Origin of the sequence: Cupriavidus pampae, from assembly GCF_914271485.1 — a bacterium.
GTDB classification, from domain to species: domain Bacteria; phylum Pseudomonadota; class Gammaproteobacteria; order Burkholderiales; family Burkholderiaceae; genus Cupriavidus; species Cupriavidus pampae.
In genome coordinates this window covers 253,097-280,093 of sequence record NZ_CAJZAG010000003.1, presented here as the reverse complement: position 1 = coordinate 280,093, position 26,997 = coordinate 253,097, and the positions used below count along the sequence as shown (strand labels likewise).

At 64.9% G+C, this 26,997-nt stretch carries 17 protein-coding genes; 14 read left to right on the top strand and 3 right to left on the bottom strand.

Going from position 1 to position 26,997, the window contains the following annotated elements; genetic code table 11:
* The first annotated feature begins 8 nt into the window (after window positions 1-8).
* Window positions 9-8,639, top strand: a complete 8,631-nt coding sequence (locus LDO41_RS08975; protein ID WP_223985092.1) for a hemagglutinin repeat-containing protein — start codon at window positions 9-11, stop codon at window positions 8,637-8,639.
* A gap of 62 nt (window positions 8,640-8,701) precedes the next feature.
* On the opposite strand, the gene ppc is transcribed toward LDO41_RS08975, so the two are convergent.
* The gene (gene ppc, locus LDO41_RS08970) at window positions 8,702-11,731 is read right to left on the bottom strand and encodes a phosphoenolpyruvate carboxylase (RefSeq protein ID WP_223985090.1); all 3,030 of its coding nucleotides are present in this window, start codon (window positions 11,729-11,731) and stop codon (window positions 8,702-8,704) included.
* A 79-nt stretch (window positions 11,732-11,810) separates the two neighbouring features.
* On the opposite strand from ppc, the gene hemC reads away from it, so the two are divergent.
* The 3 genes from hemC to LDO41_RS08955 are packed head-to-tail and all read left to right on the top strand — an operon-like array spanning window position 11,811 to window position 16,264.
* Complete coding sequence (gene hemC, locus LDO41_RS08965; RefSeq protein WP_223985088.1) at window positions 11,811-12,833, top strand: hydroxymethylbilane synthase; 1,023 nt, start codon at window positions 11,811-11,813, stop codon at window positions 12,831-12,833.
* A gap of 8 nt (window positions 12,834-12,841) precedes the next feature.
* On the top strand, window positions 12,842-15,070 hold the full coding sequence (hemDX, locus tag LDO41_RS08960; protein ID WP_223985086.1) for a fused uroporphyrinogen-III synthase HemD/membrane protein HemX: 2,229 nt from the start codon (window positions 12,842-12,844) through the stop codon (window positions 15,068-15,070).
* 3 nt (window positions 15,071-15,073) lie between these two features.
* Entirely contained in the window at window positions 15,074-16,264 is a 1,191-nt protein-coding gene (locus LDO41_RS08955) for a heme biosynthesis protein HemY (protein WP_223985084.1), read from the top strand.
* A gap of 12 nt (window positions 16,265-16,276) precedes the next feature.
* On the opposite strand, the gene LDO41_RS08950 is transcribed toward LDO41_RS08955, so the two are convergent.
* Window positions 16,277-17,818, bottom strand: a complete 1,542-nt coding sequence (locus LDO41_RS08950; protein ID WP_223985081.1) for a cryptochrome/photolyase family protein — start codon at window positions 17,816-17,818, stop codon at window positions 16,277-16,279.
* A gap of 52 nt (window positions 17,819-17,870) precedes the next feature.
* On the opposite strand from LDO41_RS08950, the gene LDO41_RS08945 reads away from it, so the two are divergent.
* The 7 genes from LDO41_RS08945 (at window position 17,871) to LDO41_RS08915 (ending at window position 23,383) form a co-directional block, all read left to right on the top strand.
* Window positions 17,871-18,575, top strand: coding sequence for a pseudouridine synthase (locus tag LDO41_RS08945; RefSeq protein WP_223985071.1), 705 nt, complete (start codon window positions 17,871-17,873; stop codon window positions 18,573-18,575).
* A gap of 68 nt (window positions 18,576-18,643) precedes the next feature.
* Window positions 18,644-19,228, top strand: a complete 585-nt coding sequence (locus LDO41_RS08940) for a YqgE/AlgH family protein (RefSeq protein ID WP_373561907.1) — start codon at window positions 18,644-18,646, stop codon at window positions 19,226-19,228.
* Window positions 19,221-19,658, top strand: coding sequence for a Holliday junction resolvase RuvX (gene ruvX, locus LDO41_RS08935; protein ID WP_223985061.1), 438 nt, complete (start codon window positions 19,221-19,223; stop codon window positions 19,656-19,658). The genes LDO41_RS08940 and ruvX overlap by 8 nt, the downstream gene beginning before the upstream one ends.
* A complete protein-coding gene (pyrR, locus tag LDO41_RS08930; protein WP_223985049.1) occupies window positions 19,655-20,179 on the top strand; it encodes a bifunctional pyr operon transcriptional regulator/uracil phosphoribosyltransferase PyrR in 525 nt (174 codons plus the stop codon). Before ruvX ends, pyrR begins: the two co-directional genes overlap by 4 nt.
* 54 nt (window positions 20,180-20,233) lie before the next feature.
* Window positions 20,234-21,205 (top strand): aspartate carbamoyltransferase catalytic subunit, encoded by a 972-nt coding sequence (locus tag LDO41_RS08925; protein WP_223985045.1) that lies wholly within the window; start codon window positions 20,234-20,236, stop codon window positions 21,203-21,205.
* Between the two features lie 32 nt (window positions 21,206-21,237).
* Window positions 21,238-22,512, top strand: a complete 1,275-nt coding sequence (locus LDO41_RS08920; protein WP_223985042.1) for a dihydroorotase — start codon at window positions 21,238-21,240, stop codon at window positions 22,510-22,512.
* Window positions 22,513-22,525: 13 nt separating this feature from the next.
* Window positions 22,526-23,383 carry a lysophospholipid acyltransferase family protein gene (locus tag LDO41_RS08915; protein WP_223985039.1) on the top strand — a complete coding sequence of 286 codons (858 nt, stop codon included), beginning with the start codon at window positions 22,526-22,528 and terminating at the stop codon, window positions 23,381-23,383.
* Here LDO41_RS08915 and LDO41_RS08910 read toward each other — a convergent pair.
* The gene (locus LDO41_RS08910; RefSeq protein WP_223985037.1) at window positions 23,346-24,551 is read right to left on the bottom strand and encodes an acyltransferase family protein; all 1,206 of its coding nucleotides are present in this window, start codon (window positions 24,549-24,551) and stop codon (window positions 23,346-23,348) included. The two genes, LDO41_RS08915 and LDO41_RS08910, sit on opposite strands and share 38 nt — an antisense overlap.
* A 140-nt stretch (window positions 24,552-24,691) precedes the next feature.
* Between LDO41_RS08910 and LDO41_RS08905 the strand changes: the two genes are divergently transcribed.
* The 3 genes from LDO41_RS08905 to LDO41_RS08895 are packed head-to-tail and all read left to right on the top strand — an operon-like array spanning window position 24,692 to window position 26,997.
* Window positions 24,692-25,390 carry a WbqC family protein gene (locus LDO41_RS08905; protein ID WP_223985034.1) on the top strand — a complete coding sequence of 233 codons (699 nt, stop codon included), beginning with the start codon at window positions 24,692-24,694 and terminating at the stop codon, window positions 25,388-25,390.
* 30 nt (window positions 25,391-25,420) lie between these two features.
* Entirely contained in the window at window positions 25,421-26,086 is a 666-nt protein-coding gene (locus tag LDO41_RS08900) for an acetyltransferase (RefSeq protein ID WP_223985031.1), read from the top strand.
* Complete coding sequence (locus tag LDO41_RS08895) at window positions 26,083-26,997, top strand: glycoside hydrolase family protein (RefSeq protein WP_223985029.1); 915 nt, start codon at window positions 26,083-26,085, stop codon at window positions 26,995-26,997. The genes LDO41_RS08900 and LDO41_RS08895 overlap by 4 nt, the downstream gene beginning before the upstream one ends.

Below are 26,997 nucleotides of genomic sequence, written 5' to 3'. Positions count from 1 at the left end.
CACCCGCCATGAACCATTTCTATCGAGTCATCTGGAACGCGGCCACGGCCACGTGGACGGCAGTTGCGGAAACGGCGCGCGGCCACGGCAAGGCCAAGAGCACGCGTGACGGCAAGCGTCGGTATGCGCGAGCGCTGTTTCGTGCATCCTTGGCAGGCGGCCTGCTGGGCGGCGCGGCCATGGCGATACCGCAGACCGTACTCGCCCAATCGGTCGCGGTCGCCAGCGGCAAGACCAACACCTACGTGGCGCCCAACGGCACCACCGTCGTCAATATCGATACCGCCAACGCGGCGGGGCTCTCGCACAACCGGTACAACAGCTACAACGTCAACGACAAGGGCCTGGTGCTGAACAACACCACGTCCGCGCAGATCGCCTACCAGTCGCAACTGGCGGGGCAGGTCACCGCGAACTTCAATATGACGAACGCCGCCAGGGTGATTCTCAATGAAGTGGTGTCGAACAACCGCAGTACGCTGGCCGGCTTTACCGAAGTGCTCGGCGGCCGCGCCGACGTGATTCTGGCCAACCCGTATGGCATCACGTGTTCGGGCTGCGGCTTTATCAATACCGATCGCGTCACGCTGACGACCGGTGTGCCGTATCTGAACGCGAACGGCTCTCTCGGCGGCTTTACCGTCAATCAGGGCGATATCCTGATCAATGGCAGCGGCCTCAATGCCACCGCGCAGCAGATGCTCGATCTGGTGGCGCGCACCGTGAAGCTCGACGGCACGATCAACGCGCAGGATCTGTCGATCACGGCCGGCGCCAATCGCTATGACTACGTCAGCCGTTCGGTCACCGGTGCCGTGCCCGGTGCCGGCACCACACCTGCGTATGCGATCGACAGTACCGCGCTGGGCGGCATGTACGCCAACCGCATTCGTCTGACCGCCACTGAAGCCGGTGTCGGCGTGCGCATGCTCGGCGATGCCGCGGCCTCCGCCGATGACTTCACGCTGTCGGCTGCGGGCCGCATCGAACTGCAGAATCGCATCTCCGCGCAGCGCGATGTGCTGGTGGCCAGCACCAGCAACGAAGCCACGGCGCTGGCGCTGAGCAATGCCTCGCTGTCGTCAGGCCGCGACACGTCGCTGACCGCGACGGGTGGTGCCGGGCTGAATGCCAGTGTCATCTTGGCGGCAGGCAACTGGCGGGGACGGTTCGGTGCGATCGCGACCGGGGCTGGCACGCGTTTCCAGTCGTCGGGCAGGCTCGAAGCCAGCACGACCTCGGGCGACATGAATCTCGGCTCGGCGGCACTGTTGGCCAGCGGGGATTTGCTGCTGACGACCGTTGGCAAGCTCGCAGTGGCGAATGATGCAGCGCAAGGGATTGCAAGCCTCGGCGGCAATGTCGTGCTGACCGCCGCGCGGGGACTCGACAACGCTGGCTCCATCACCGCTGGCAAGGGCGCCGCGACGCTGCGCGTCGATGGCGCCATCGACAATAGCGGCACGGTGCACGCCGCCACCACGCTCGATATCGCCGATCGCAATGGCACCGGGACACAGGCCTTGATCAATAGCGGCAACCTGCTGGCCGAGCGCGACCTCGCGCTCAAGGCCGCGGCCATCCGCAATACGACGACGGGCCGGGTGCAGGCCGACGCTGGCAGCAGGATCGATGCCAGCAGCCTCGACAACGCCGGCGCGATGCTGCTGTCGCGGCAAGCGAACGCCAACGGCATCATTACGCTGACCGGCACCTTCCTCAACGACACAGGTGGCGTGACCACGCTGGCCGCCACATCGGGTGGCGGCGGCACGGTCACCGCCAATCAGATCATCAACAAGGGCACGCTGCAATCGGTTGGCAATCTGTCGCTGGCAGCTGGCGCGGGCGGGCTCAACACCACCGGCAGCCTGCTCAGCAATGGTGCCCTCAATATCGGTGCGCGCGGAGCCAACAACTACACGGCGGCGCTGAACGGCATCGTACAGGCGGTTGGCAAGCTGTCGGTACAGCAGGGCACCGGCAATTCGACGCTGTCGATCGGGTCGGGCAAGACCGTCAGCGGTGGCACCGTCGATATCGATATGAACACGGTCACGCTGAACAAGGACGCGGTGCTGTCGTCGGCCGGCAATCTCGACCTCGACGCGGCTACGCTGACCCTCGGCGGTGATAACACCAGCACCGCGCGCGTGATGGCCGCGATAGACGTGATGGGCGGCGGCGGCACAGGCAATATCACGGTGCGCAACGACCTGACCAACGATGGCCTGCTGTACTCGCGCGACGCGCTTAACGTCACCGCACCGAACATCACGATCAGCGGCACGGGCGGCATTGCAGCGCTCGGCGACGTCACGGTGAAGGCAAACGCGGGCACGCTGACGCTGGCCAGCGGCCCCAGCGCGGGCGCGGGCAACCTCGTTAACAACGGCGCGATCTATGCGGGCCGCAACCTGTCGGTCACGGCCAACGGCACGCTGACCAACTCCAGCACGATCAACGCGGTCGGCGCCATGACGCTGCGCGCGAACACCGCGGTCAATAACCGCGATATCGTCAGCGATGGCAGCATCGATATCGTCGCCAACACGATCCGCAACGAAGTGGCCGGTGGCGACACGCGTTACTGGACCAAGGGCGACACCACCACGGTCAAGCAGCGCGAGTACAACGACGGCGGTGCCGATGGCAATCTGGAAGTCTTCAAGGACTATAAGTCGACGTGGACCGAGTATCAGCGATACAAGGACGACGTCGCGCCCAGATATTCGCCGCAGATTCTCGCTACGACGAACCTCAGGCTGACATTCCACACCGGCAGCAATCTCGGTGGCACGATCTACGGTGGCAACAGCGTCGCGCTACAGGGCTTCTCGTTCGATAGTACGCAGCACGCGAATGCGTTGCGCGACTTCGGCATCCGCGACGATGCGGGCAACGGCTTCAGGCTCGGTGGCGATGCAACGTTTGCCAACGATAGCCTTGCACTGCAGGCCCGGGATTACACGCGCTACTACACGCTCCACACCAAGTACATTGCGCTCGGCCCGGCAAAGTTTTACACGGACAAACTGTGCAAAGGAAGGTTCGACGATGCCATGTGCGGCTACCGCAAGGGCTACAACGACTCGTACGTCTATCGCGAGCACAAGCAGCTCAACGCAGGTATCCACACTCAGACTCTGACGGCCAGCGGCATTGCGCTGTCCAACAAAGGCGCCGTGACCACCGATGTCAATTCGGTGAAGGAAGGCACAACCAGACCGAACACCATCGGAACCGTGCTCGACAGCAACACGGTGCGCGTTGGTAGCACGTCGCTCAATGGCGCGACAACCGGCAACGCGGCCCATGGCGTCAACGGTACGTCGTTCGGCGGCATCAGTATGCCGTTGCCAATCAGTCCCAGCGGCCTTTTCGTAGTCGCCCGCGACCCGGCCGCGAAGTACCTCGTGGAGACCAATCCGCTCTATATGGATGGCACCGCCACCTACGGGTCGGACTACCTCACGAAGATGCTTGGCTACAGCGCCGACGAGATCAGTCTGCGCCTTGGCGATGCCAGCTACGAGAACTACCTGGTCAAGCAACAGCTGATCGCCCAGACCGGTAACGTGATGCTGGGGAGGTACCGCAACGCCGATGCGCAGATGCAGGGCCTGTTCGACAACGCGTCGGCGCAGACCAAGAGCCTCGGCCTCGAACTCGGCAAGGCACTCACGCCCGAGCAGCAGGCCAACCTGAAGCAGGACATCGTGTGGATGGTGCAGACCGTCGTCGACGGCAGGACTGTGCTCGCACCGGTGGTGTACCTGTCGCAGAGCACCAAGGCGGCCGTCAGCTTGGGAGCGGTGATTTCCGCGCAGGATGCCAACCTGAACCTGACGTCGCTGACCAACATGGGCGGCACCATCGTCGGCGGCAAGTCCCTGGTGGCGAGATCTGCTGGCGATATCGCCAACACGTCCGGCGTGATCAAGGGCGGTAACGTCAGCCTGAAGTCGACCGCAGGCAGCATCGTCAACAAGACCTTCAGCACCAGCAACGGCACCACCGACCTGTTCCAGCAGACCACGGTCGGCCAGACTGGCTCGATCCAGTCCACCGGCACGCTGGCGCTCGACGCGAAGAAGGACATCACGAACCTCGGCGCCACCATGACGGCCGGCACCGATGCGTCGCTGAAGGCCGGCAACAACATCACGTTCGACACCATCGAGAACAAGAACACCTCGACGACGGGCACCAACCGCGGAAAGGGCACCACGACGACCACGACGACCACCGTGGAACAGGTGAAGTCGGGGCTGACCGTGGGCGGCAATCTGTCCGCGCAGGCCGGCAACGACATTACGCTGGCCGGTACCGATGCGAAGGTGGGCCGCAACGCCGACTTGAACGCCGGTAACAACGTCAGTATCGTGGCGCGTGAGAACACCACGACCACGCATACGACCAACATCTCGAGCGGCTTCGGCCAGAACAACTCGGTGTACGGTTCGACCAAGGTGACCTCCGATTCGACCTCGGTGCGCAACGTTGGCAGCGATCTGCAGGTGGGCGGCAATGCCAACGTCACCGCGAAGAACGATGTCACGGTCCAGGGCTCGGACGTCGTCGTCAAGGGCAAGGGCACGATCAACGCGACCAACGTGAACGTGCTGGCCGGGCGCAATTACGACGAGACGCGAACCACGACCGAGCGCAGCGGCATTCTGCAGGTCAGCGCGGGCGGCGACACCTCGGCGAGCGCGGACGCATCGGCATCGTCCACATCAGGCCGCGCCAGAGGAGCGGCAGCGGCAGGGGCGTCGGCCGAGGTCAAGGGCAACGGCTCGGCGGACCTGGTGTTCGGCAGCACCACCAGGACGCAGACCGATACGACCGACCTGCGGCATGTGCGCTCGAACGTGAACTTTGGCGGCGACGTAACGATCAATGCTTCGCAGGACGTCAATCTGCAGGGCTCGAAGATCAAGGCCGGTGGCAACGCCATCGTCAACGCGCGGAACGTGAACCTGCTCGCGACCGAGGACAAGAAGACCTCGAACACGACCAGCACCACCACCAAAGTCGGCCTGATGGCCAGCAGCAACAACAAGGCCGGCGTCTATGCGAAGGCCGGTGCCGATGGGTATGCGGGCAACGGCAATGCCCATGGAACCGCGAAAGCGTCGGCCGTCGCATCGGCCGACTCGGAGAATCGCGTCGCCCTCGTGCGGCACAGTACGACCACTACGTCGTCGCTCGATACCAGGCATCACGGTTCGGCAATCAGCGCGGGCGGCGATCTCAACGTCAAGGCCACCAATGGCCTGACGCTTGAGGGCTCGCAGCTGGCCTCCGGCGGCAATATGAAACTCGACGCCAGGGACATGCACTTCAAGGCCGTCAACGACGTCCACGAAACGCGCTCGAGCGGCAGCACAACCACGGCCGGCTTATACCTGAAGGGCAATGCCACCGCGTCCGCCACGGCGGACGCGGCTGTGGGCCTGGGTGCCCAGCTCTCGGCGTCGGCTGAGGCCACCGCGCGCGCCGACGCTGGCCTGTATGGGTCGAACACGCGCACCAGCAATGTCGATGGCTCGACCACCGCGGTGACGTCGGGGATCTCGGCGGGCGGGAATATCAAGCGCACGGCGACGAACAGCATCAAAGACGTGGGCACGCAGATCAGCGCCGGTGGCGGCCTGACGCAATCGGCGCAGACCATCACGAGCGAGGCGACCGCCAACACGACGTATAGCTCGTCGCGCAGCACTACGCATACCGCCAGGCTCGGCGTGTATGCGGAAGCGACGGCGGGGGTGACGGCCAACGCGGCTGCAGGGCCGGGCGCAGTCACACCGCCGCCGCCTCCGGTGGCGGAGATCGCGGGCGGTATCACGGCCAGCTATCAGCGCAATGACGCATCGAAAACATCGAACACCAGCGATGTGGTGGTATCGAACATCAAGGTCGGCGGCAGCGTCACGAGCACATCGGTGAACGCCACGACGCTGGAAGGCACGAAGATCGATGCGGGCAAGAACGTCACACTGAACGCCGGATCGCTCGACTATCGCGCGGCGGCCAGTACGGCCAGCAACACCAGCGACGGGACGTACGCGAATGGCAAGCTCGATATCAATCTTGTCAATATCGGCGGCGCGGCCGCGATCGACTACCGGGGCGACAAGTCCAGCGACAGCAGCAGCACCGCGGTCGCGGGCGGCATCAACGCCGGTGGCAAGCTGTCGGTCAACGTCAAGAGCGACGCGCGCTTCGAAGGCACCAACCTCGCCGCGGGCGAAGGAGCGAGCCTCACCAGCGGTGGCAAGCTCACGTTCGATGCGGCCAGGAACACCAGCAGTTCGAGCAGTCAGGGCGTCGACGTCAACGCAGGTGTGTCGACGTATGGCGTCAAGCCCGGCGGCAACGTGTCCGTCACCGTGAGCACCACGTCGGAAAGCCGCGATACCGAAGTGGCGGGCAGTATCGGCGGTGGCAAGGGACCATTGACGATCAGGAGCGGCGGCGATGCGACGTTCACGGGCACTGCTTTGTCGAGCGGAGGCGAGGTTGCCGTCGATGCCGGCGGCAATCTCACGTTCAACGCGGCGCGCGACAAGCGCACGAGCCAGACCGTCACGGTGGACGCCGGCGCCACCGTCCTGTCGAGCCAAGGCTTGGGCAGCGCGCGCGCGGGTGGCGGCAACCAAAGCTCGCAAAGCGACACGGCGTCCGCCGCAAGCATCAAGAGCGGTGACAACATCAAGCTCACGGCGGGCGGCAACTTGCTGCTGGAGGGCACGCGGCGTGACGCAAATGGCGTCGTTACGATAGCGGCCGGTGGCACCCTGACGGAGAAAGAGGCGGTAAGTACGTCGAGCGAGACGGATTTCAGGATGCTGGCGCTGCCTGCGGCAGGGAGTGGCGGCAAGCCACGAGGGATGCGCGGCGGCGCGAACACCAGCAGGGCGGATTCGGGGGCCGGCGCTTCGACGCGTGCGCCTGGAAAAGCCAGCGGGGGCTCGCAACCGGTGGTGAGCGGAACGCAGGGCGCGATCAAGATAGGGGCGAACGGCAGCAAGATCAAGACGACGGCTGGAGATGCCGACGCGCTCGGCAAGCCGGAAGGCACGGTATCTTCGCAGGTCGCCAATGGGTTGCTGTTCCAAGGTTTGAGGACATCCGCAGGCACTACACAAGGCGCTGGAGACAGATCCGGCGTCAACCTCACCGACGGGGGGCGCCCGTCTGCCGAAACGGCAGAACACCGCCGCATCATCGGCGCGATGGCGTTGCATCAACCACCGGTCACGCCGCAGGCCAGGCAAGCCGCGAACAGGGAGGCGAACCGCAACGCGGCGGAGCTCATGCAACGTGGGATAGAAGCCGCGCAGAAAACGCCGGGCGCGCCCATGCTGACCGACGGTGACCGCCGCGTCATCAAGCAGTACGTCAGGTCGCCCAAGCCATTCAATGCGCCCTTCATGCCAAAGCAGGCCCAAGGGTCGGAATCTCCGGTCGATCCTTCACGGGTGACGGAATTGAACAGTGCGCTCGCCAAGCTGCCGAATACTACCGAGGTTACCTATCGCGGCGTCATCACGCCGAAGCAGATCTGGGGAACGAAAATCCAGCCCGGCGACGTCGTGGTGTCTACCCCCTTCACGTCCACCTCGATGTCGCTGAACGTCGCCAAAGACTTCTCGAGCGCCGGCAATCCCGGCCACCAGTCGGTGTTTCGCATTCTCGGGCAGACAGGCAAGAACATTGCGGGGATGGGCCTCAACGAATCGGAAGTCCTGTTTCAGCCCGGTACGCGCTTCGACGTGCAGACGTTCAAGAAGGAGGGGAACACGACCTACGTACTGCTGAGCGAGAACACACGACGCGCCGAGCCCTCCGGACCACCGGACAAAAACATCTTCACGGGGGCACCCGACTACAAGCGTCGCGTGGTCGTGCAGGCCGGTAACGATCCGGTGACGGCCAAGGCGGCCCAGGCACTCGCGGACAAGTACTACGGGACCGAACTGCTCAAGGTAGGCCCGCAAGGCTCGCTGGAAGGCGCGGGGTCATTCGCCCAACCGGTAGGCAGCGTCAAGGTGTCGGTCGTGGGACATGGCGACAATGCGGGGGGCGGGCGGCTCGGGGGCAAGACGGCGGCCGAGGTGGCCGCGCTTGCGACGCTTGCCGCGGGCGGCGCAGACAACCTGAAAAAGCTCAGCCTTGTGGGCTGCAATACGGCGTGCATGCGCGACGATGTTGCGGCTCAACTCTCCGCGGCGGCGTTGCAGCCGTCGGTGAGCGGGCAACAAGGCCCGATCAGGGTCGGCGACGACGGCCGCAAGGTCAAGTCCCAGCTCACGGATAAAGAGGCGCTCGGCAAGCCAGGAGAGTCATGGGCATCGTCGGGATGGAAGTCGTCGACACAGAACGCGCAGGACCACTGGCAAAAGCATAAACAGGAGTTTCCGCAATACAACCGCTGGTTCGAGTACGCGGCCGGCGCGCAGAAATTCACATCGAATCCGCCGTCGGGGACCCAGACCAAACCGAATGGAACGGGTGGCAGCAGCTACTACAACCCGAACTCGAATGTCTTTGCGGCCACCAACTCGCGCGGCCAGACGATGACCATGTTCAAACCATCGGGCGGGGGAGCTTACTGGGCCAAACAGTGACGATTGGGAGGTGCCGCGCGCCTCCGTTACGGAGACGCGCGGCAGCCATCAACCGCCGATCGTCACCCGCTATTGCGCAGCCCGGCCGCCACCCCATTGATGGTCAGGTGAATGCCGCGCCGGACGCGCACGTCGTCATTGTCCTTGCCCGCACGGTATCGCTTGAGCAGTTCCACCTGCAAGTGGTTCAGCGGGTCGAGGTAGGCAAAGCGGTTCTTGATGGAACGCGCGAGCAGCGGGTTGTCGGCGAGCCGTTCCTGCCGGCCCGTAATCAACGCGAGCATCTCGCACGTCAGATGCCATTCGGCGCTGATGCGCGCGAACACGGTCTTGCGCAACGCCTTGTCCTCGCACAGCGCCGCGTAACGCGAGGCCACGGCAAGGTCGGTCTTGGCCAGCACCATGTCCATGTTCGACAGCAGTGTCGAGAAGAACGGCCAGTTCTTCACCATGCGGCGCAGGGTGGCCTCGGCTGCCTTACGCGCCTTCTCGTCCTTGCCGGCGTCGTCGAGCACCGCCTTGACCGCGCTGCCAAAGCCAAACCAGCCCGGCAGCAGCAGCCGGCACTGACCCCACGAGAAGCCCCACGGAATCGCGCGCAGATCCTCGATGCGGCGGTGTTTCTTGTCCATCAGCTTGCGCGAGGCGGGCCGCGAACCGAGGTTCAGATCCGCGATCTCGGTGATCGGCGTGGTGGCGAAGAAGTAGTCCTTGAAGCCCGGCGTTTCGTAGACCAGTTCACGGTACGCGTGGAACGCGTGATCCGACAACTGCTGCATCATGGCCTCGTACGCGACCAGTTCCTTCGGCGCGTTCTGCGTCGGCAGCAACGATGCCTCGAGCGTGGCCGCGATCACCGTTTCCAGATTGCGGCGGCCAATCTCCGCGTTGGCGAACTTGCTGTTGATGATTTCGCCCTGTTCGGTCAGGCGGATCTGGCCGTTCACGGTGCCCGGCGGCTGCGACAGGATGGCCTGATAGGTCGGGCCGCCGCCGCGGCCGACGGTGCCACCGCGGCCGTGGAACAGCCGCAGCTTGACGCGGCGCGCATCGAACAGTTGCACGAGCGCGAGCTCGGCCTTGTAGAGCTCCCAGTTCGACGTCAGGAAGCCGCCATCCTTGTTCGAGTCGGAGTAGCCGAGCATGACTTCCTGCTCGCCACCGTGATGCGCGATCACCGAGGCGAAACCCGGCAGATCGAGCAGCGACTGCATGATGCCGGCCGCGTTGCGCAAGTCTTCGATGGTCTCGAACAGCGGAATCACCATCAGTTCCATGCGCGCCGGATCGGTCTTGCTGCCGAACGTGCCGCGCAGCATGCCGGACTCCTTCTGCAACAGCATCACCTCGACCAGATCCGACAGCGTCTCGGTATGGGAGATGATGTAGTTGCGCGCCACGCGGTTGCCAAAGCGCGCGCGCAGCTCGCGGGCTCGCGCGAAAATCGCGAGTTCGCCGCGCGTCTGTTCCGAGTATTGGTGCCACGGCAGCGTGAGCGGGCGCGGCTGGCGCAATTCGTCGAGCAAGACTTCGAGCTTGCGGGCTTCGGGCAGCGCGGCATAGTCGGCCTCCACACCGGCGGCCGCCAGCAGTTCGGCGATGACGGCCTCGTGCACGTCCGACACCTGGCGCATGTCGATCGACGCCGTGTGGAAGCCGAACACCGCGATCGCGCGCGCGAGCGCATCGACGCGAGACCGTGCGAGCGCCTCGCCATGATGCGCGCGCAACGATTCCACGACGATGTGTACGTCCGCCGCGAGCGCTTCCGCATTGGCGTACGGCTCGACGTCGGCCACCGGATGCCGCATCGTGGTGTGGCCGGTCAACGCGTGCGCGGTTGCGGCCAGGCGCGCGTACACGCCGATCAGCGCGCGGCGGTACGGCTCGTCGGCGCGATGCTCGGAGTGATCGGGCGAGGCTTCCGCCAGCGCCATCAGCTCGGGGCTCGCGTCGACCATCAGCGAGGACATCGACAGCTCGGCGCCGAGCGCGTGCAGTTCCTCGAGGTACCACTCGAGAATCATCCGCGCCTGTTCGCTGGCCGCATGTTCGAGCGTCTCGGCCGTGACGTTGGGGTTGCCATCGCGGTCACCGCCGATCCATGAGCCCATCTGCAGGAACGGCGCCAGCGGCTGGGGCGCGCCGCCGCCGCCGTTGTTCGCACCTGTCGGACCCGCCGTACCTTTACTTTTACGCGTGGCGGGAAACACCGCGGCGATGTCTTCCTCGATCTCGCACATCAGGCGCGGAATGCCATGCAGGAACGTGGTGCGGTAATAGGAGAGCGCGTTCTCGATCTCGTCCACGACCATCAGCCGCGTATTGCGCAGCATGCGGGTCTGCCACAGCGTGGTCACGCGCGCGCGCAGTTGCGCGGTGTTGTGCTCGCGCTCGCGCGCGGTCATCGGCAGGTCGCGTTCGGCCAGCAGCCGCGCGATCTCGCGCTCGGCATCGAGAATGCTCTTGCGCTGCACCTCGGTCGGATGCGCGGTCAGCACTGGCACGATCAGCGCCGCGTCGAGGAACGCGCGCAGCTGCTTGCCGGTGACGCCGGCGGCGTCGATGGCTTCGAGCGCGCGCGCGATGCTGCCCGGCTGCGGCGGCGAGCCCGCCAGCGCATGCACGCGGCGGCGGCGATTGTGGTGCTGGTCCTCGGCGATATTGGCCAGGTGCGAGAAATAGCTGAAGGCCCGCACCACCGAGTTGGTCTGGTCGCGCGACAGCCGCTTGAGCAGGCGGTCGAGCTCGGCACCCGCGGCGCGGTCGTTCTCGCGGCGGAAGCGCACGGCGGTCTGGCGGATCGTCTCGACGAGGTCGAAGGCGGCTTCGCCTTCCTGCTCGCGTACGCAGTCGCCGAGCAGGCGGCCGAGGAAGCGGATGTCCTCACGCAGCGGCAGATCCTTGTCGGCGATCGCGCGGCGGGTGGCGGGCGCCGTGGCCTCTGCCTTGACGTCCACGCCATCGGTGGTCGTCGCCTTGTTCTTGGTCTTTAAAGTGTCTTTTGGGGCGCTTGCTGCCAGTTTTGTGACACTGGTCTTGCTGCCGGCGGAACGGGTCCGACCGGTAGGGCGCGCAGCGGGCTGCGTCATGCAATCTCCTCTCGTCTTATAGGTCTGATGCGCCGGGTTGACGCGTAGGTGCCTGGGACGTGCGTGCTACCATGCGCGCATGCAAGCACCTGCCTCTTCTATACAGCGGAACGCACCGCAAAAGCTCGTCATCGCCTCCCGCGAGAGTCGTCTCGCGTTGTGGCAGGCCGAGCATGTGCGTGCTGCGTTGCAACAATACTATCCCGCCTGCGATGTGTCCATTCTCGGCATGACGACAAGGGGTGATCAGATTCTCGACAGGACGCTTTCCAAGGTCGGCGGCAAAGGTCTGTTCGTCAAGGAGCTGGAAGTCGCGATGGCCGAAGGCCGCGCGGACCTCGCCGTGCATTCTCTAAAGGATGTGCCGATGGAGCTGCCTGACGGCTTCACGCTGACGGCCGTCATGACGCGCGAGGACGCGCGCGATGCGCTGGTGTCCGCGCAGTTCGCCTCGCTCGACGAGATGCCGCCCGGCACCGTGGTCGGCACCTCGAGCCTGCGCCGCGAAGCCGCGTTGCGCAGCCGCTATCCGCACCTCGTGATCAAGCCGCTGCGCGGCAACCTCGACACGCGCCTCGGCAAGCTCGATCGTGGCGACTATGGCGCGATCATCCTCGCCGCGGCGGGGCTCAAGCGCCTCGGCCTCGGCGATCGCATCCGCGCGTTGATCGGTCCGGAGGCCTCGCTGCCGGCGGCCGGGCAGGGCGCGCTCGGCATCGAGATTCGTGCCGACCGTCCCGAACTGGCCGCGTGGCTGGCGCCGCTCAACGATACGCCGAGTGCGCTGGCCGTACTGGCCGAACGCGCGGTGTCGCGCCGCCTCGGCGGTTCGTGTCAGGTTCCGCTCGGCGCGCATGCGCGCTGGCACGGCGACGATCTGCAGATCGATGCGTTCGTGGCGATGCCCGACGGCAGCCGCAACGTGCGCGCGCATGCCATGGCACGCGTCGCCAGCGTCGAGCAGGCCGAACAGCTTGGCAGCGCGGTGGCGGGCGATCTGCTCGGCCAGGGCGCGGGCGAGATCCTCGCCGAGCTGGAAGCCGCGGCCGCGTCCGCTCATGGAACTGATCACGGCGGGGGCAGTGACCCCGCCCCGGCCTGAGGCCACGCATGCCGCGTCCGACCGTTGTCGTTACGCGACCTGCCGGGCAGTCCCGGCAACTGACCGAGGCCCTGCACACGCACGGCCTCGACGTGCTCGGCTTTCCGCTGCTGGCGATCGGCCCGAGTGACGACGACGGCCCGCTGCGCGCGGCACTCGCTCGTCTGTCCGATTACGCGCTCGTCGTTTTCGTCAGCCCTAACGCCATCGCGTACGCCCTCGATGCCCTCGCGCAGGTGCAGAACACCGCCGTGGCGCAGTGGCCGGCCGAGGTGCCGGTAGCTGTGGTCGGTCCGTCCTCGGTGATGGCGCTGGCCGAGCGGGGCATCGCGCCGCCCACCCATGTCGTGATCGCGCCGCCCGGTGCCGATGGCGGTCTGCCCGTCAATGGATATGGCGACGAGGGTGACACCAGCGGCGACGCCAACGGTGCGGGCGACACCGCGCGCTTCGACTCGGAAGCGTTATGGTCGCGCCTCGACAGCCTGCCGGCGATCGGCGACTACGCCGGCAAGCGTGTCCTGATCATCCGTGGCAATGGCGGCCGGGACTGGCTGGCTACGCGCCTGCGCGAAGCGGGCGCTACGGTCGAAGCCGTCGAGGCCTATCGCCGCACACTGCCCGAGCCGAGCGGTATGCAATGGCAGGCCGTGCGCGATGGGCTGCGCCCCGATGCACCGCCACAGGCATGGCTGCTGACGAGTTCAGAGGCCGTGCGGAACCTCGACGCGCTGGCGCGGCTGCATCTGTCGCCGCAGGAGCTGTCGCGTCTGCTTCAGGTGCAGTGCATCACGCCCCATGCGAGAATTGCCGGGCAGGCCGAGGCGCTGGGTTTCGCGCACGTCATGCCCGCCGCACCCGGCGATGCGGGACTGCTGATTGCGTGCCGCCAATGGGCGGACGCGCACGCAGGTCCGGCGCCGTCTTTAGCGTCAGCGGGGTCGTCACCGGCGCAGGCATCGCCGGTGGTACCGTTAGCGGTGCCAACCTCGGTGTCAGCATCGGTGCCAGCGCCGGCACCGGCTGGCGCAACCGCGCAGCCCGCGCGCAAGATATCGAACGATGCGCCCCAACATGAGCCGCCTACAACGTCAACGAAGGTCGATCGCGTGACGACAGATAACCAGACCACTTATTCCGCTCCCCCGTCCGCTCCCCCCGCCGCGGCTTCCCCCGCGGCCGCCGCGCGCCGTTTCAATCCATGGTGGCCAGTCGCCGTCGTGCTGCTGATCGTCATGGTGGCCGGCTTCTGGTGGCTGCAGCGGCGCGTCGAACATCTCACCGAGGAACTCGCGCGGCGCCAGCAGAGCAACGACACGCTGGTGCAGGAGACGCGCGTGCTGTCGCGCAACGCGCAGGACACGGTCAAGGAATTGCAGGCCAAGGTCGGCGCGCTCGACGATCAGGTCGGCGAGACGCGCGATAAGCAGGCCGCGCTCGAGCAGGTCTACCAGGACCTGATGCGCAATCGCGATGACTGGGAGATTGCCGAGATCCAGCAACTGCTGACCAACGCGGGCCAGCAGCTGCAACTGACCGGCAACGTGCAGGTGGCACTGGCGGCGCTGCAATCCGCCGATGGTCGCCTGGCGCGCACCGACAAGCCGCAATACAACCTGCTGCGCCGCGCGATCGCGCGCGATATCGCGCGTATGAAAGCCGTGCCCGATACCGATCTGACCGGCGCCGCGATCAAGCTCGACGAATCGATCAACCAGATCGACGCGCTGCCGCTGATCTCGAGCGAGCGCATGATCGACCGCCGGCCGGCCGAGGGCGTTCCTGCCGCCTCGGGCGTCGCCACCGCACCCGCCACGCCTGCCGTGTCAGCGGCGCGTGGCGCGTCGGCTCCTGCCGCCGCCGCCGCTGGCTCGGGCAACTACGCCGTACGCCTATGGGATTACGTGCTCGAGGAACTCGCGCAGGTGATTCGCATCCGCAAGGTCGATGACGCCAACGCGTTGCTGCTGTCGGGTGACCAGGGCTGGTTCCTGCGCGAGAACGTCAAGCTGCGCCTGCTCAATGCGCGGCTTGCGCTGCTGTCGCGCAATGAACCGGTGTTCCGCAACGACCTCGCGGCCGCGCAGGCGATGATCACGCGCTATTTCGATACGCGCTCGCGTCGGGTCCAGGGCGTGCTTACGCTGCTGCGCCAGGCTCAGGCCAACGCCGTTACCGTGACGCTGCCGACCATGGCCGAGAGCCTGGGCGCGCTGCGCGCGCTCAAGAAGGAGTAGCGCATGCGGCTACTGTTCTGGGTAGCGGTCCTGTTTGGCGGCGCGGTCGGCCTTGCGCTGTTCACGCAGTTCAATCACAGCAACGTGGTGCTGTTCTATCCGCCGTATCGGGTCGAACTGTCGCTGAACCTCGCGCTCGCGTTGCTGCTGCTGGCGTTCTTCGTCGCATGGACCGTGCTGTCGACGATTCGCCATATTTCCGAGATGCCGCGCCGTGCCGCGTCCTATCGCGAGCGCAGTCGCATGAGCAAGGCACAGGCCGCGCTGCGCGAAGCCATCGAGAATTTGTTCGCGGGGCGCTTTGCGCGTGCGGAACGCGCGGCGCGCGACGCGCAGGCGTGGCCCGAGCAGGCGCAGACCGCGGCGCTGATCGGCGCGCGCGCGGCGCACCGCATGCAGGAATCGGATCGCCGAGACGTGTGGATGGCGCAGGTGACCGATCCCGAGCGCGAACAGGCTCGCCTCGTGTCGATGGCGGAATTGCTCGTCGACGCACGCGATGCCGAAGGCGCGCTCGAGACCATCGCGCAATTGCAGGCGCAGGGCGGACGGCAGATCCACGTGCAGCGCATTGCCTTGCGCGCGCACCAGCATCTGAAGAACTGGTCCGAGGTGCTGCGTCTGGCGCGCTCGCTCGAGAAGCGCAATGCTCTGCATCCGGTGCTGGCCTTGCGCCTGAAGCAGATGGCCGTAGAAGCGATGCTCGAAGAGCGCCGCCACGATGCCGACGCGCTGCTGTATTTCTGGAAGTCGCTGTCCACGGACGAACGCCGCGCGGTGCGTATCGCGGAATCGGCGGCCCGCTACTTTTCGGCGCTCGGTCATCAGAACGAAGCACGCCGCATCGTCGAAGACGCGCTCAAGGTCAACTGGGACAGCCGGCTGGTGCAGCGCTACGCCGATTGTGCCGAACCCGGACGCGCGCTGCCGCAGATTCAGCAGGCAGAGCAATGGCTCGCGCAGCATCCGAACGACGCAGATCTGTACTACACGCTCGGCGTGCTGTGCCTTGGCCAGCAGCTGTGGGGCAAGGCGCAGTCGAGCTTCGAACGCGCGCTCAAGTACGCGGAACCCGAAGCGCAGCGCCGCCTGCGTGTGCGCGCGCACCTCGCGCTCGCGCGCCTGTTCGAAGACACCGAGCGCCCCGAGGACGCCCAGCGCCACTACCGCGAAAGCGCGATGCTGGCCGCGTAGTTCTTCAAGCGGCTATTTCCCTTTCACCGCGCCATAACGCAACAACGTTTCCCCGCGCGCCACATCGTGCTGCACGAGTGGGCGCGGGTAGTTGTCTCCCGGCTGGTCGCCCAATCGCACGCCGGCCTCGGCCAGCACGTGCGCGGGGGCGGTCCATGGTGCGTGGATGTACTTGGGCGGCAGCTTTGCCAGCACCGGCAGGTACTTGCGAATAAAGCGGCCCTCGGGATCAAACTTCTCCGATTGCGTGACCGGATTGAAGATGCGGAAGTAGGGTTGCGCATCGCAGCCGGTCGATGCTGCCCACTGCCAGCCCCCATTATTCGCCGAGAAATCGAAATCGTTGAGCTGATCGGCAAAATACTGCTCGCCGCGCCGCCAATCGACCCCGAGATCCTTGATCAGAAAGCTTGCCGCGACCATACGTAGCCGGTTGTGCATGTAGCCACTCTGCGCGATCTGCAACATCGCCGCATCGACCAGCGGATAGCCGGTTTGCGCCGCGCACCACGCTTCGAAGTAGCGCTCGCCGGTGGCGTGGTCGATCCAGCGCAACTGGTCGTATTCAGGATGGAACGACTTGCCCGCGGCCACGCGCGGGTGGTGATGCAGGATCATGAAGTAAAAATCGCGCCAGATCAGCTCCGACAGCCACACCGCCGCACCGGGCGCGTCCGCCCCGCCACGCAGCACGGCCTCGTGCGCCGCACGCGCGAGCGTGCGGATGGAGATCGTGCCGAAGCGCAGGTGCACGGACAGATAGCTGGGTCCGCGCGTCGCCGGAAAATCGCGCAGCTTGCCGTAGTCGCCGATGCGGTCGAGAAACTCGTCGAACAGCGCATGCGCGCCGTCGCTGCCGGTCGGCATGGCCACCTCGGCAAGGTTGCTCTCGGCAAAGCCGAGGTCGTGCCGCGACGGTAATGCGTGTTGCCACTGGCGTGGCACCGGTGCCAGCGCGCCGAGATACGGCTCGATCGGGTAGGGCCGCAGGTCGAACGGCTGCACCGTGCGCAGCCATGCGTTCTTGTATGGAGTAAACACCGAGAACGGGCCGCCCTGACCGGTCAGGATCTCGCTGGCCTCGAAGACGACCTGATCCTTGAAGGTGAGAAAGTCGCGCGAGTCGGCGGCCAGCGCTTCGCGCACCGCGGCATCGCGCGCATTGGCTGCGGGCTCGTAATCGTGGTTCGTGAACACGGCTTCCACTTCGAGCCCGCGCGCCAGCTTCGGCAGCGCGTCGCGTGCGGTGTCATGGAGCACGATCAGGCCGCCACCGGCCTGCTCGAGCGTCGCCCGGAGCGGCGCCAGCGATTGCAGCAGGAAGTCGATGCGGCGGTCCGCGCGCAGGCCACGCGCGCACAGCGGGTCGAGGATCTCGCGGTCGAACACGAACACGCACCATACCTGCTGGCAGTGCATGAGGGCATAATGCAACGCCGCATGGTCGTCGGCGCGCAGGTCGCGCCGGAACCAGACCAGGCCACGCGCAAACCGGCGCTCGATCCGGTAAGGCAGGCGGGCCGCGGGAAGCAGAGGGGTACGAGAATTGGGCATCGTCGTAACCTACCATAGCAACTAGCCCGTTTTTGCAGGATATCCGCAGCACATGACTCTCGATCGCATTCTTCAATCCCAGGGCTTTGGCACACGCCGCTACTGTGGCGACCTGATCGCCGCCGGGCTGGTCGAGGTCAACGGCGAACTGTGCGACGATCCGCGCGCGAACTTCGAGGTGGACGGCCTCCGGCTGACCGTCGATGGCGAAGAATGGCTCGCCTGTACCAAGGCCTACCTGATGCTCAACAAGCCCACCGGCTATGAGTGCTCGCAGCGGCCGCGCCATCATCCAAGTGTGTACACGCTCCTGCCAGTTCCGTTGCGGCTGCGGGAAGTCCAGGCGGTCGGCCGGCTCGATCACGACACCACGGGGCTGCTGCTGCTGACCGACGATGGCCAGTTCATCCATGCCCAGACCTCGCCCAAGCGCAAGGTGCCCAAGGTCTACGAGGTGACGACGGCCGAGCCGGTTACCGAGGCGCAGGTCGAGGCGTTGCGTACCGGGGTGAAACTCGACGACGAACCGGCGCCGCTGGCGGCCGAGGGTTGCGAGGCCACCGGCGAGCGGAGCCTGCGCCTCACGTTGTTGCAGGGCAAGTACCATCAGGTCAAGCGCATGGTCGCGGCGGCCGGCAATCATGTCGAGGCACTGCACCGCAGCGCGATCGGCCGGCTGGTGCTGGAGCCGACGCTGGCGCCGGGCGAATGGCGCTGGCTGACCGCGGAAGACCTCGCGGCCCTGCTCCCGGAATAAATGTGGCCCCGGCGGCGATGTGATGTTTCGCAACAAGTTTTCCGAAGCAGCGGCGGCGATTTGATAAAATGGAAATCATGGCGAAGCCCGAAGTCACCTCGATCAATCTCACCAATCAGTTCCTGATTGCCATGCCCGGCATGGCCGATCCGACCTTTTCGGGTTCCGTTGTCTACCTTTGCGAGCACAATGAGCGCGGCGCGCTCGGCCTGGTGATCAACCGGCCGATCGATATCGATATGGCCACGCTGTTCGACAAGATCGACCTCAAGCTCGAGATCCAGCCGGTGGCGCACCAGCCGGTCTACTTCGGCGGCCCCGTTCAGACCGAACGGGGCTTTGTGCTGCATGACCCGGTGGGTGTCTACGTGTCGTCGCTGGCGGTGCCAGGCGGGCTCGAGATGACCACCTCCAAGGACGTGCTCGAGGCTGTGGCCAATGGCAGCGGCCCGCATCGCTTCCTGCTCACGCTCGGCTATGCCGGGTGGGGCGCCGGCCAGCTCGAGGAAGAACTGAGCCGCAACGGCTGGCTGACAGTCCAGGCCGATCCCGAGATCATCTTCAGTGTGCCGCCCGAGGAGCGCTTCGCGGCTGCGGTGCGCCTGCTGGGCATCGACGTCACGATGCTGTCCGGAGAAGCCGGGCATGCCTGAGCCGGCGGTGCCCGAAGTCCCGCGTGACGGCACGGTTCTCGCTTTTGATTACGGCGAAAAGAAAATTGGCGTGGCTTTGGGCAATTTCGTGACCCGACAAGCCCGCGCACTACATATTGTCCCCAATACGACCGTCGAGGCCCGCTTCGACGCGGTGTCCGAACTGATCCGGGAATGGGCGCCCGTGCAGCTCGTGGTTGGCCTGCCGGTCAATCCCGAGGCCGCGCCGGACGAGCCGGAACAGCCGTCGATGCGGCTGGCCCGCCGCTTCGGCAACCAGCTCAACGGCCGCTACGGCCTGCCGGTGACCTGGGTCGACGAGCGCTACTCCTCACGCATGGCCGCCATGGGCGGCGCGCGGCGCGGCGCGCTTGACGCCGAGGCCGCCCGCATCATCCTGCAACAGTTTTTCGACGAGCTTCCCCTATGACGCAGACCTCTACCCCCGACGCCGAGGCGCTTTACCACGCGCTGCGCGACCAGGCCCAGGCGCTGATGCCATCCGCGGACCGCGCAGCCTGGTCGATCGCCGGCATTTATTCCGGCGGCGCCTGGATTGCCGAACGGTTGGCCGCCGACCTGAAGCTCGGCGAACACGGCGTGATCAACGTGGCGTTCCATCGCGACGACTACGCCAAGAAGGGTTTGCACAGCCAGGCTGAGCCGACCGCGCTGCCGTTCGCGGTGCAGGACCGCAATATTCTGCTGATCGACGACGTGCTGGCCACGGGCCGCACGATTCGTGCCGCCGTCAACGAACTGTTCGACTATGGCCGCCCCGCGCGCATCGCGCTGGCGGTGCTGGCCGACCGCGGTGGCCGCGAGCTGCCGGTGGCCGCCGACTTCGCCTCCGCCACCGTCGACGTGCCGGCGCACAGCACGCTGGTGCTGTCGCGAGCGGGCGAGGGCGCGGCCGCGCGCTTTACGTTCGCCACCGAGGCACGTGCCTGAACCCGCTTAGTTTTTCCCGACCCGGAACCCGACCCCGCCCGCGCCTGACCTGCCATGACCAAGATGTTCCGCAACCCGCAGCTGACCAAGAACGGTGAGCTCAAGCACCTGCTGTCGATCGAAGGGCTGTCGCGTGACATGATCACGCACATCCTCGACACCGCCAGCCAGTTCGTGTCGCTGTCGGACTCCGACCGCGACGTCAAGAAGGTGCCGCTGCTGCGCGGCAAAAGCGTGTTCAACCTGTTCTTCGAGAACTCCACGCGTACGCGCACGACGTTCGAGATCGCCGCCAAGCGGCTGTCGGCCGACGTGCTGAACCTGAACATCAACGCGTCCTCGACCAGCAAGGGCGAGTCGCTGCTCGACACCATCAACAACCTGTCGGCAATGTCCGCCGACATGTTCGTGGTGCGCCATGCCAGCTCCGGTGCGCCGTACCTGATTGCCGAGCACGTGGCGCCGCACGTCCACGTGATCAACGCCGGCGACGGGCGCCATGCGCACCCGACGCAGGGCCTGCTGGACATGTACACGATCCGGCATTTCAAGAAGGACTTCACGAACCTGACGGTAGCGATCGTCGGCGACATCCTGCACTCGCGCGTGGCGCGTTCCGATATCCATGCGTTGACCACGCTGGGCGTGCCCGAAGTGCGCGCGATCGGACCGCGCACGCTGCTGCCGTCCGGTCTCGAGCAGATGGGCGTGCGCGTGTTCCACAACATGGAAGAGGGCCTCAAGGGTGTGGACGTGGTGATCATGCTGCGGCTGCAGAACGAGCGCATGAGCGGCGCGCTGCTGCCTTCCGCGCAGGAATACTTCAAGGCCTACGGCCTCACGCCCGAGCGCATGGCGCTGGCGAAACCCGATGCGATCGTGATGCACCCGGGCCCGATGAACCGCGGCGTGGAGATCGACTCCGCCGTGGCCGATGGCAAGCAGTCCGTGATCCTGAATCAGGTGACGTTCGGCATCGCGGTCCGTATGGCAGTCATGGGTATAGTCGCCGGAAATAACGACTAAGCGCCTCCCTGAAGCTTTCCCCGATTGAGACAATGAAAATTCATATCCAGGGTGGCCGCCTGATCGATCCGGCCGCAAATATCGACGCCGAGCAGGACTTGTACATTGCCGCCGGCAAGGTCGTCGGTGTGGGCAAGGCGCCGGCCGATTTCCATGCCAACAAGACGCTCGACGCCAAGGGGCTGATCGTGTGCCCGGGTCTGGTCGAACTGTCGGCGCGGCTGCGTGAGCCGGGCTACGAATACAAGGCCACGCTCGAGTCCGAGGTCGCGGCCGCGACCGCGGGTGGCGTGACGAGTCTGGTGTGCCCGCCTGATACCGATCCCGTGCTCGACGAACCGGGCCTCGTGGAGATGCTCAAGTTCCGCGCGCGCACGCTGAACCAGACGCACGTATATCCGCTGGGTGCGCTGACCGTGGGCCTCAAGGGTGAGGCGCTGACCGAGATGGGGCAGTTGACCGAAGCCGGTTGCGTCGGCTTCAGCCAGGCCGAAGAGCCGATCCGGGACACCAAGGTGCTGCAGCGCGCGATGCAATACGCGCAGACCTTCGGCTTTACGCTGTGGCTGCGCCCCGAGGATCCGTTTCTCGGCGGCGGCGTGGCCGCCAGCGGCGCGGTGGCATCGCGACTGGGCCTGTCGGGCGTGTCGGTGATTGCCGAGACCGTGCGGCTGCATACGATCTTCGAACTGATGCGCACCACCGGCGCGCGCGTGCACCTGTGCCGGCTGTCGTCGGCACAAGGCCTCGAGCTTGTGCGCCAGGCGCGCAAGGAAGGGCTGCCGGTCTCGTGCGACGTGAATATCCACCACGTGTCGCTGACGGACATGGACATCGGCTACTTCAACAGCCAGATGCGCTTCACCCCGCCGCTGCGTGGCGCGCGCGATCGCGATGCCATCATCGCCGCGCTGGCCGACGGCACCATCGACGCGCTGACCTCTGACCACACGCCGGTGGACGACGACGAGAAGCTGCTGCCGTTCGCCGAGGCCACGCCCGGTGCGACCGGTCTGGAACTGCTGCTGCCGCTGACGCTGCGCTGGGCCTCGGAGCACAAGGTGCCGCTGGTCAAGGCGTTGGCGCGTATCACGAGCGAACCGGCCCGCGTGATTGGCCTCGACGCCGGCTCGCTGCTGACCGGCAACGCCGCCGATATCTGCATCTTCGATCCGAAGCACGTGTGGAAGGTCGAGCGCAAGTCGCTGAAGAGCCAGGGCAAGAATTCGCCGTGGCTTGGCTACGAGATGGAAGGCCGCGTGCGCATGACGCTGGTCGGTGGCCAACTGGTGTACGAGGCGCGCTGAGCGGAGCCAGGCCATGATCGTGCTGCGCAAGCTCGTCCTGTTCCTGCATATCCTGCAAGGCATGCTGATCTGTGCCACGGTGTTTCCGTGGATCGGCAAGGAGGCGCGACGCCAGCGCATCCGGAAATGGTCGCTCAGGATGCTGGCGATCTGCGGCGTCGAACTCGAGGTGGAGGATCGTCGCACCGGCCACGCACCGCAGGAGGGTGCGATGCTGGTGTCGAACCATATCTCGTGGCTCGATATCTACGTGATCCATTGCTGGGAGCCGACGCGCTTCGTCGCCAAGTCCGAAATCCGCGGTTGGCCCGTGATCGGCTGGCTGTGCGACAAGACCGGCACGATCTTTATCGAACGCGCCAACAAGCGTGATGCCCATCGCGTGCTGCATCGCATTGCCGACGAGATGAAGAAGGGCGACCTGGTCGGCGTGTTCCCCGAGGGCACCACGACCGATGGCTCGAAGGTGCTGCCGTTTCACGCGAACCTGCTGCAGGCATCGATCTCCGGCAATATCCCGGTGCAACCGGTGGGACTCAGCTACGTCGATGCGGCCACGGGCGAACTGGCGCTGGCACCGGCGTATATCGACGACATTACGCTGCTGGAATGCATGGATTCGATTCTGCGCGCACCGCGGATCAAGGCCAGGCTGACGATCGGTCCGGTGCTGCAGCCCGAGGGGTTGGGGCGACGGGAGCTGGCGGAGTCGGCGCGGGACGTGGTGGTGGGGTTGCGGGGTGGGGCCGCGTCGGCGCAGCACCCGGGCAGGATATCTTCGCTCGAGTCGCCGTCGCCGTCGCCGTCGCCTACGCCTACGTCTACGTCTACGTCTACGTCGCCTGCGTCGCTGACATCTGACGCGTCATAGCTTGCAGACGTGCCGTGATGCGCTTGCCGAGTTCAATGCCGGGTTGCTCGATCAGCCGATGCGCGATGGCCGCCACCACAATCAACGCAAGCCCATTTCCTACGGCCGCGAGCCAGTAGACGGGTTGCGAGCGCATGACTTGCTCGCCGAGCACGCCTGGAGCGAACAATACCGTCAGCACGGGCCCTTGCAGGATATAGATGCCGTAGCTGATGGTGCCCATGCGGATCGCTCCGCGCAGATGCAAGAGCCCGAACAGCGATGCGCCGCTACTGACGAGCAGGAAGATGCCGAACAGAAGCAGAACCGGTCCCCATCGGTAAGCGGTATGACTGGTCGAGAGCAGGACGGCCAGAAGCGCGATGGCGAGCAACGATTTCCATGGATTGTCGCCAAGCATCTGGGGATAACGTCGGACCAGACTGGCGGCAATCATGCCGAACACGAACAGCGCAAGAAAGAATTTCTCCACGCCGGAGAACATTGAAGGCGCGAAGAAGTAGATCAATGCAAGCGCTGGCAGAAAGGCCCAGGGTTTGCGAAAGCGCGCACCGATCATCAGTAGCGGCAGGCAGAAATAGAACATCCACTCGTAGTAGAGCGTCCATGTCACGCCCGCGATCGCGATCCACGGCTTTTCGACGCCATTGATCGGCGGCGCGTAATCGGCCTTGACCAGAGCGGGTAGCAGCCAGCGAAAAAGTTGCGACACCAGATCGCGGATGGGGACCCGGAGTTCAAAGTCGGTGCGATACGCGACCACTGCGAACATGAAGAGAATCGCTACGAGGTACAGCGGCGTGATGCGGAAGAATCGATTGCAATACAGCCCGAGCCATTCGATGCGCGAATGGCTATCGAGCAAGCGTCCCCAGAACAGGAACGCCGTGATCATGAAGAAGACCGCGACGCCAGCCTGACCGAGCATCGTATAGAAATCCGATGGGGGTACCACCCATTGCCCGGTCCGGAGGTAGCCGTAGGTGACCGCGGTGTGGTGAATGACCACGGCTAGCGCAAGAAATCCACGCAGGCCGTCGAGCGAAACGTAGCGGGTGTGCGAACCGGCCGCCGGTGTGTCAACAAATGCCCAGATTCGTTGCGGCGTCAGGAACAGCAGCGCGGTGCCGAATATCAACAGCACCAGCCAGGGCGAATAGATTGGCATGCTTACCGCAGGCTCTGAAAATGAGAGGGGCGTATGATGCCACAGCCTGCCACGCGGCCCGCTTTCGGGATTTGAGGAGCGGGGTTCGGTTACACTATGTGGTTTGCCTTGCGAGCAATCTGGCCCGGAGTGCCGACGACATGAAATCCGTAGCCATCGTGCAGTCAAACTACATCCCGTGGAAGGGCTATTTCGACCTGATCGCCAGCGTTGACGAGTTCATACTCTACGATGACATGCAGTACACACGCCGCGATTGGCGTAACCGAAATCAGATCAAGACGCCGCAGGGTGTTCAGTGGCTGACGGTGCCAGTGCAGGTCAAAGGACGCTATGACCAGAAGATCCGAGACACGGAAATCGACGGCGACGCGGATTGGGCACGTACTCACTGGCGTACGCTCGAACAGAACTATCGACGCGCGGCCCATTTCGACGAGGTTGCGGCATGGGTTGCCCCACTTTACTGCGACAACCAGTACCAGCTCTTGTCGCAGTTGAACCGGGCGTTTATCGAGGCAATCTGCGCCTATCTGGGTATCCGCACCAAAATTTCGAACTCGTGGGATTACGTGCTCGTGGATGGGAAGACCGAGCGACTGGCGGATCTATGCGCGCAAGCTGGCGGCACGGAATACGTATCGGGTCCGTCGGCACGGGACTATGTCGATGAATCGGTCTTCGAGGCTCGGAATATCCAGCTCTCGTGGTTCGACTATGCGGGTTACGCCGAATATACGCAGTTATGGGGGGACTTTATTCATGGGGTCACCATTCTTGATCTGCTATTCAATTGCGGCGCGGAAGCACGCCGCTATATGAAGCATGTTCAGCCGTGAACTCAGTAACGTGTGACCCAGGAGATGGCTATGAAGACCCCCTTGGTGATTTTTGGCGCGGGAGATATCGCGCAGCTTGCCCACTACTATTTCAGCCACGATTCTGCATACGAGGTCGTGGCGTTTTGCGTGGATGAGGCATATCTGACTCAGGACCACTTCTGTGGGCTTCCAGTTGTCGCGTTCGAACGCGTGACTGAACATTACCCGGCCGACCGCAATGCGTTTTTCGTGGCGCTCAGCTACTCAAAGCTCAATGCTGTTCGCAAGGACAAGTACGAAGCGGCACGCGCTAAGGGGTATCGGTTGGCCAGCTACGTGAGCTCTCGGGCCACCGTGTTGAATGACGGCCAGGTTGGCGACAATTGCTTCATTCTGGAGAACAACGTCGTTCAGCCGTTCGTCGTCATCGGCAACAACGTTACGCTGTGGAGCGGTAATCATATCGGCCATCATTCGACAATCGCGGATCACTGTTTCCTGGCATCGCACGTCGTCGTGTCGGGCGGCGTTCAAATAGGGCAACAGTGTTTTGTCGGCGTCAATGCCACGTTGCGCGACCACATTACGCTGGGCGAGCGCTGTGTAATCGGTGCCGGTGCATTGGTTCTCGCAGACGCCGAGAGCGAGGGCGTCTATGTCGGCCAGCCGACGCAGCGATCGGCCGTGCCGAGCTCGAGGCTACGAAAGATATGAACACGCACGGGCGCTGGCGCAAGCTGGGTCGTATCTTCTGTCCGGATGGTTCATTGCCTTGGATGCAGAGCCATGCCGCGGTTCCGATCGCCCAATCGCTCGGTGGCGACTTGTTCCGCATCTACTTCAGCGCGCGCGATGCGATCGGACGCAGCCACACTGGGTATGTCGACATCGATCTCATGCAGCCGGACACGATATTAGCGTGCGGGCGCGAGCCGATCCTTGCCCCAGGTGAGTTGGGGGCGTTCGATGACAGCGGGGCGATGGCAACGTGGCTGACGCCCGCACCTGACGGCGATCGCTTGTACTACATCGGATGGAATCTCGGGGTTACCGTCCCGTTCCGCAATGCCATCGGTCTGGCAGTATCCGGCGCATCCAACTCGTTCGAGCGCTATGCTCGTGGTCCCATTGTTGATCGGACTGCAACCGAGCCGCACTTCTGCGCAAGTTGCTGCGTGTTACGCGATGGGCAGCAATGGCGAATGTGGTATCTCTCCTGCACGGAGTGGCGCGTCACTCCGGGAAGACCCGAGCATCGCTACCACCTCAAGTACGCAACGTCGGATGATGGCATTCACTGGCGGCGCGACGGCACCGTGGCCATCGACTACGCGAGCGACGCGGAGGTCGCGATCTCCCGCCCGTCCGTTATCCGCGATGCGGACAAATGGCGCATGTGGTACTCCTACAGAACACACAAGTATCGAATTGGCTACGCTGAATCGGACGACGGCATTCGATGGGTGCGTCGCGACGAAGAGAGTGGTATCGGTGTCTCCGATGAAGGCTGGGATGCTGACATGATCGAGTACCCGTTCGTCTTCGACCACGCGGGGCGGCGTTACATGCTTTACAACGGTAATGGGTACGGCGCGACCGGCTTCGGACTCGCTGTGCTGGATTGA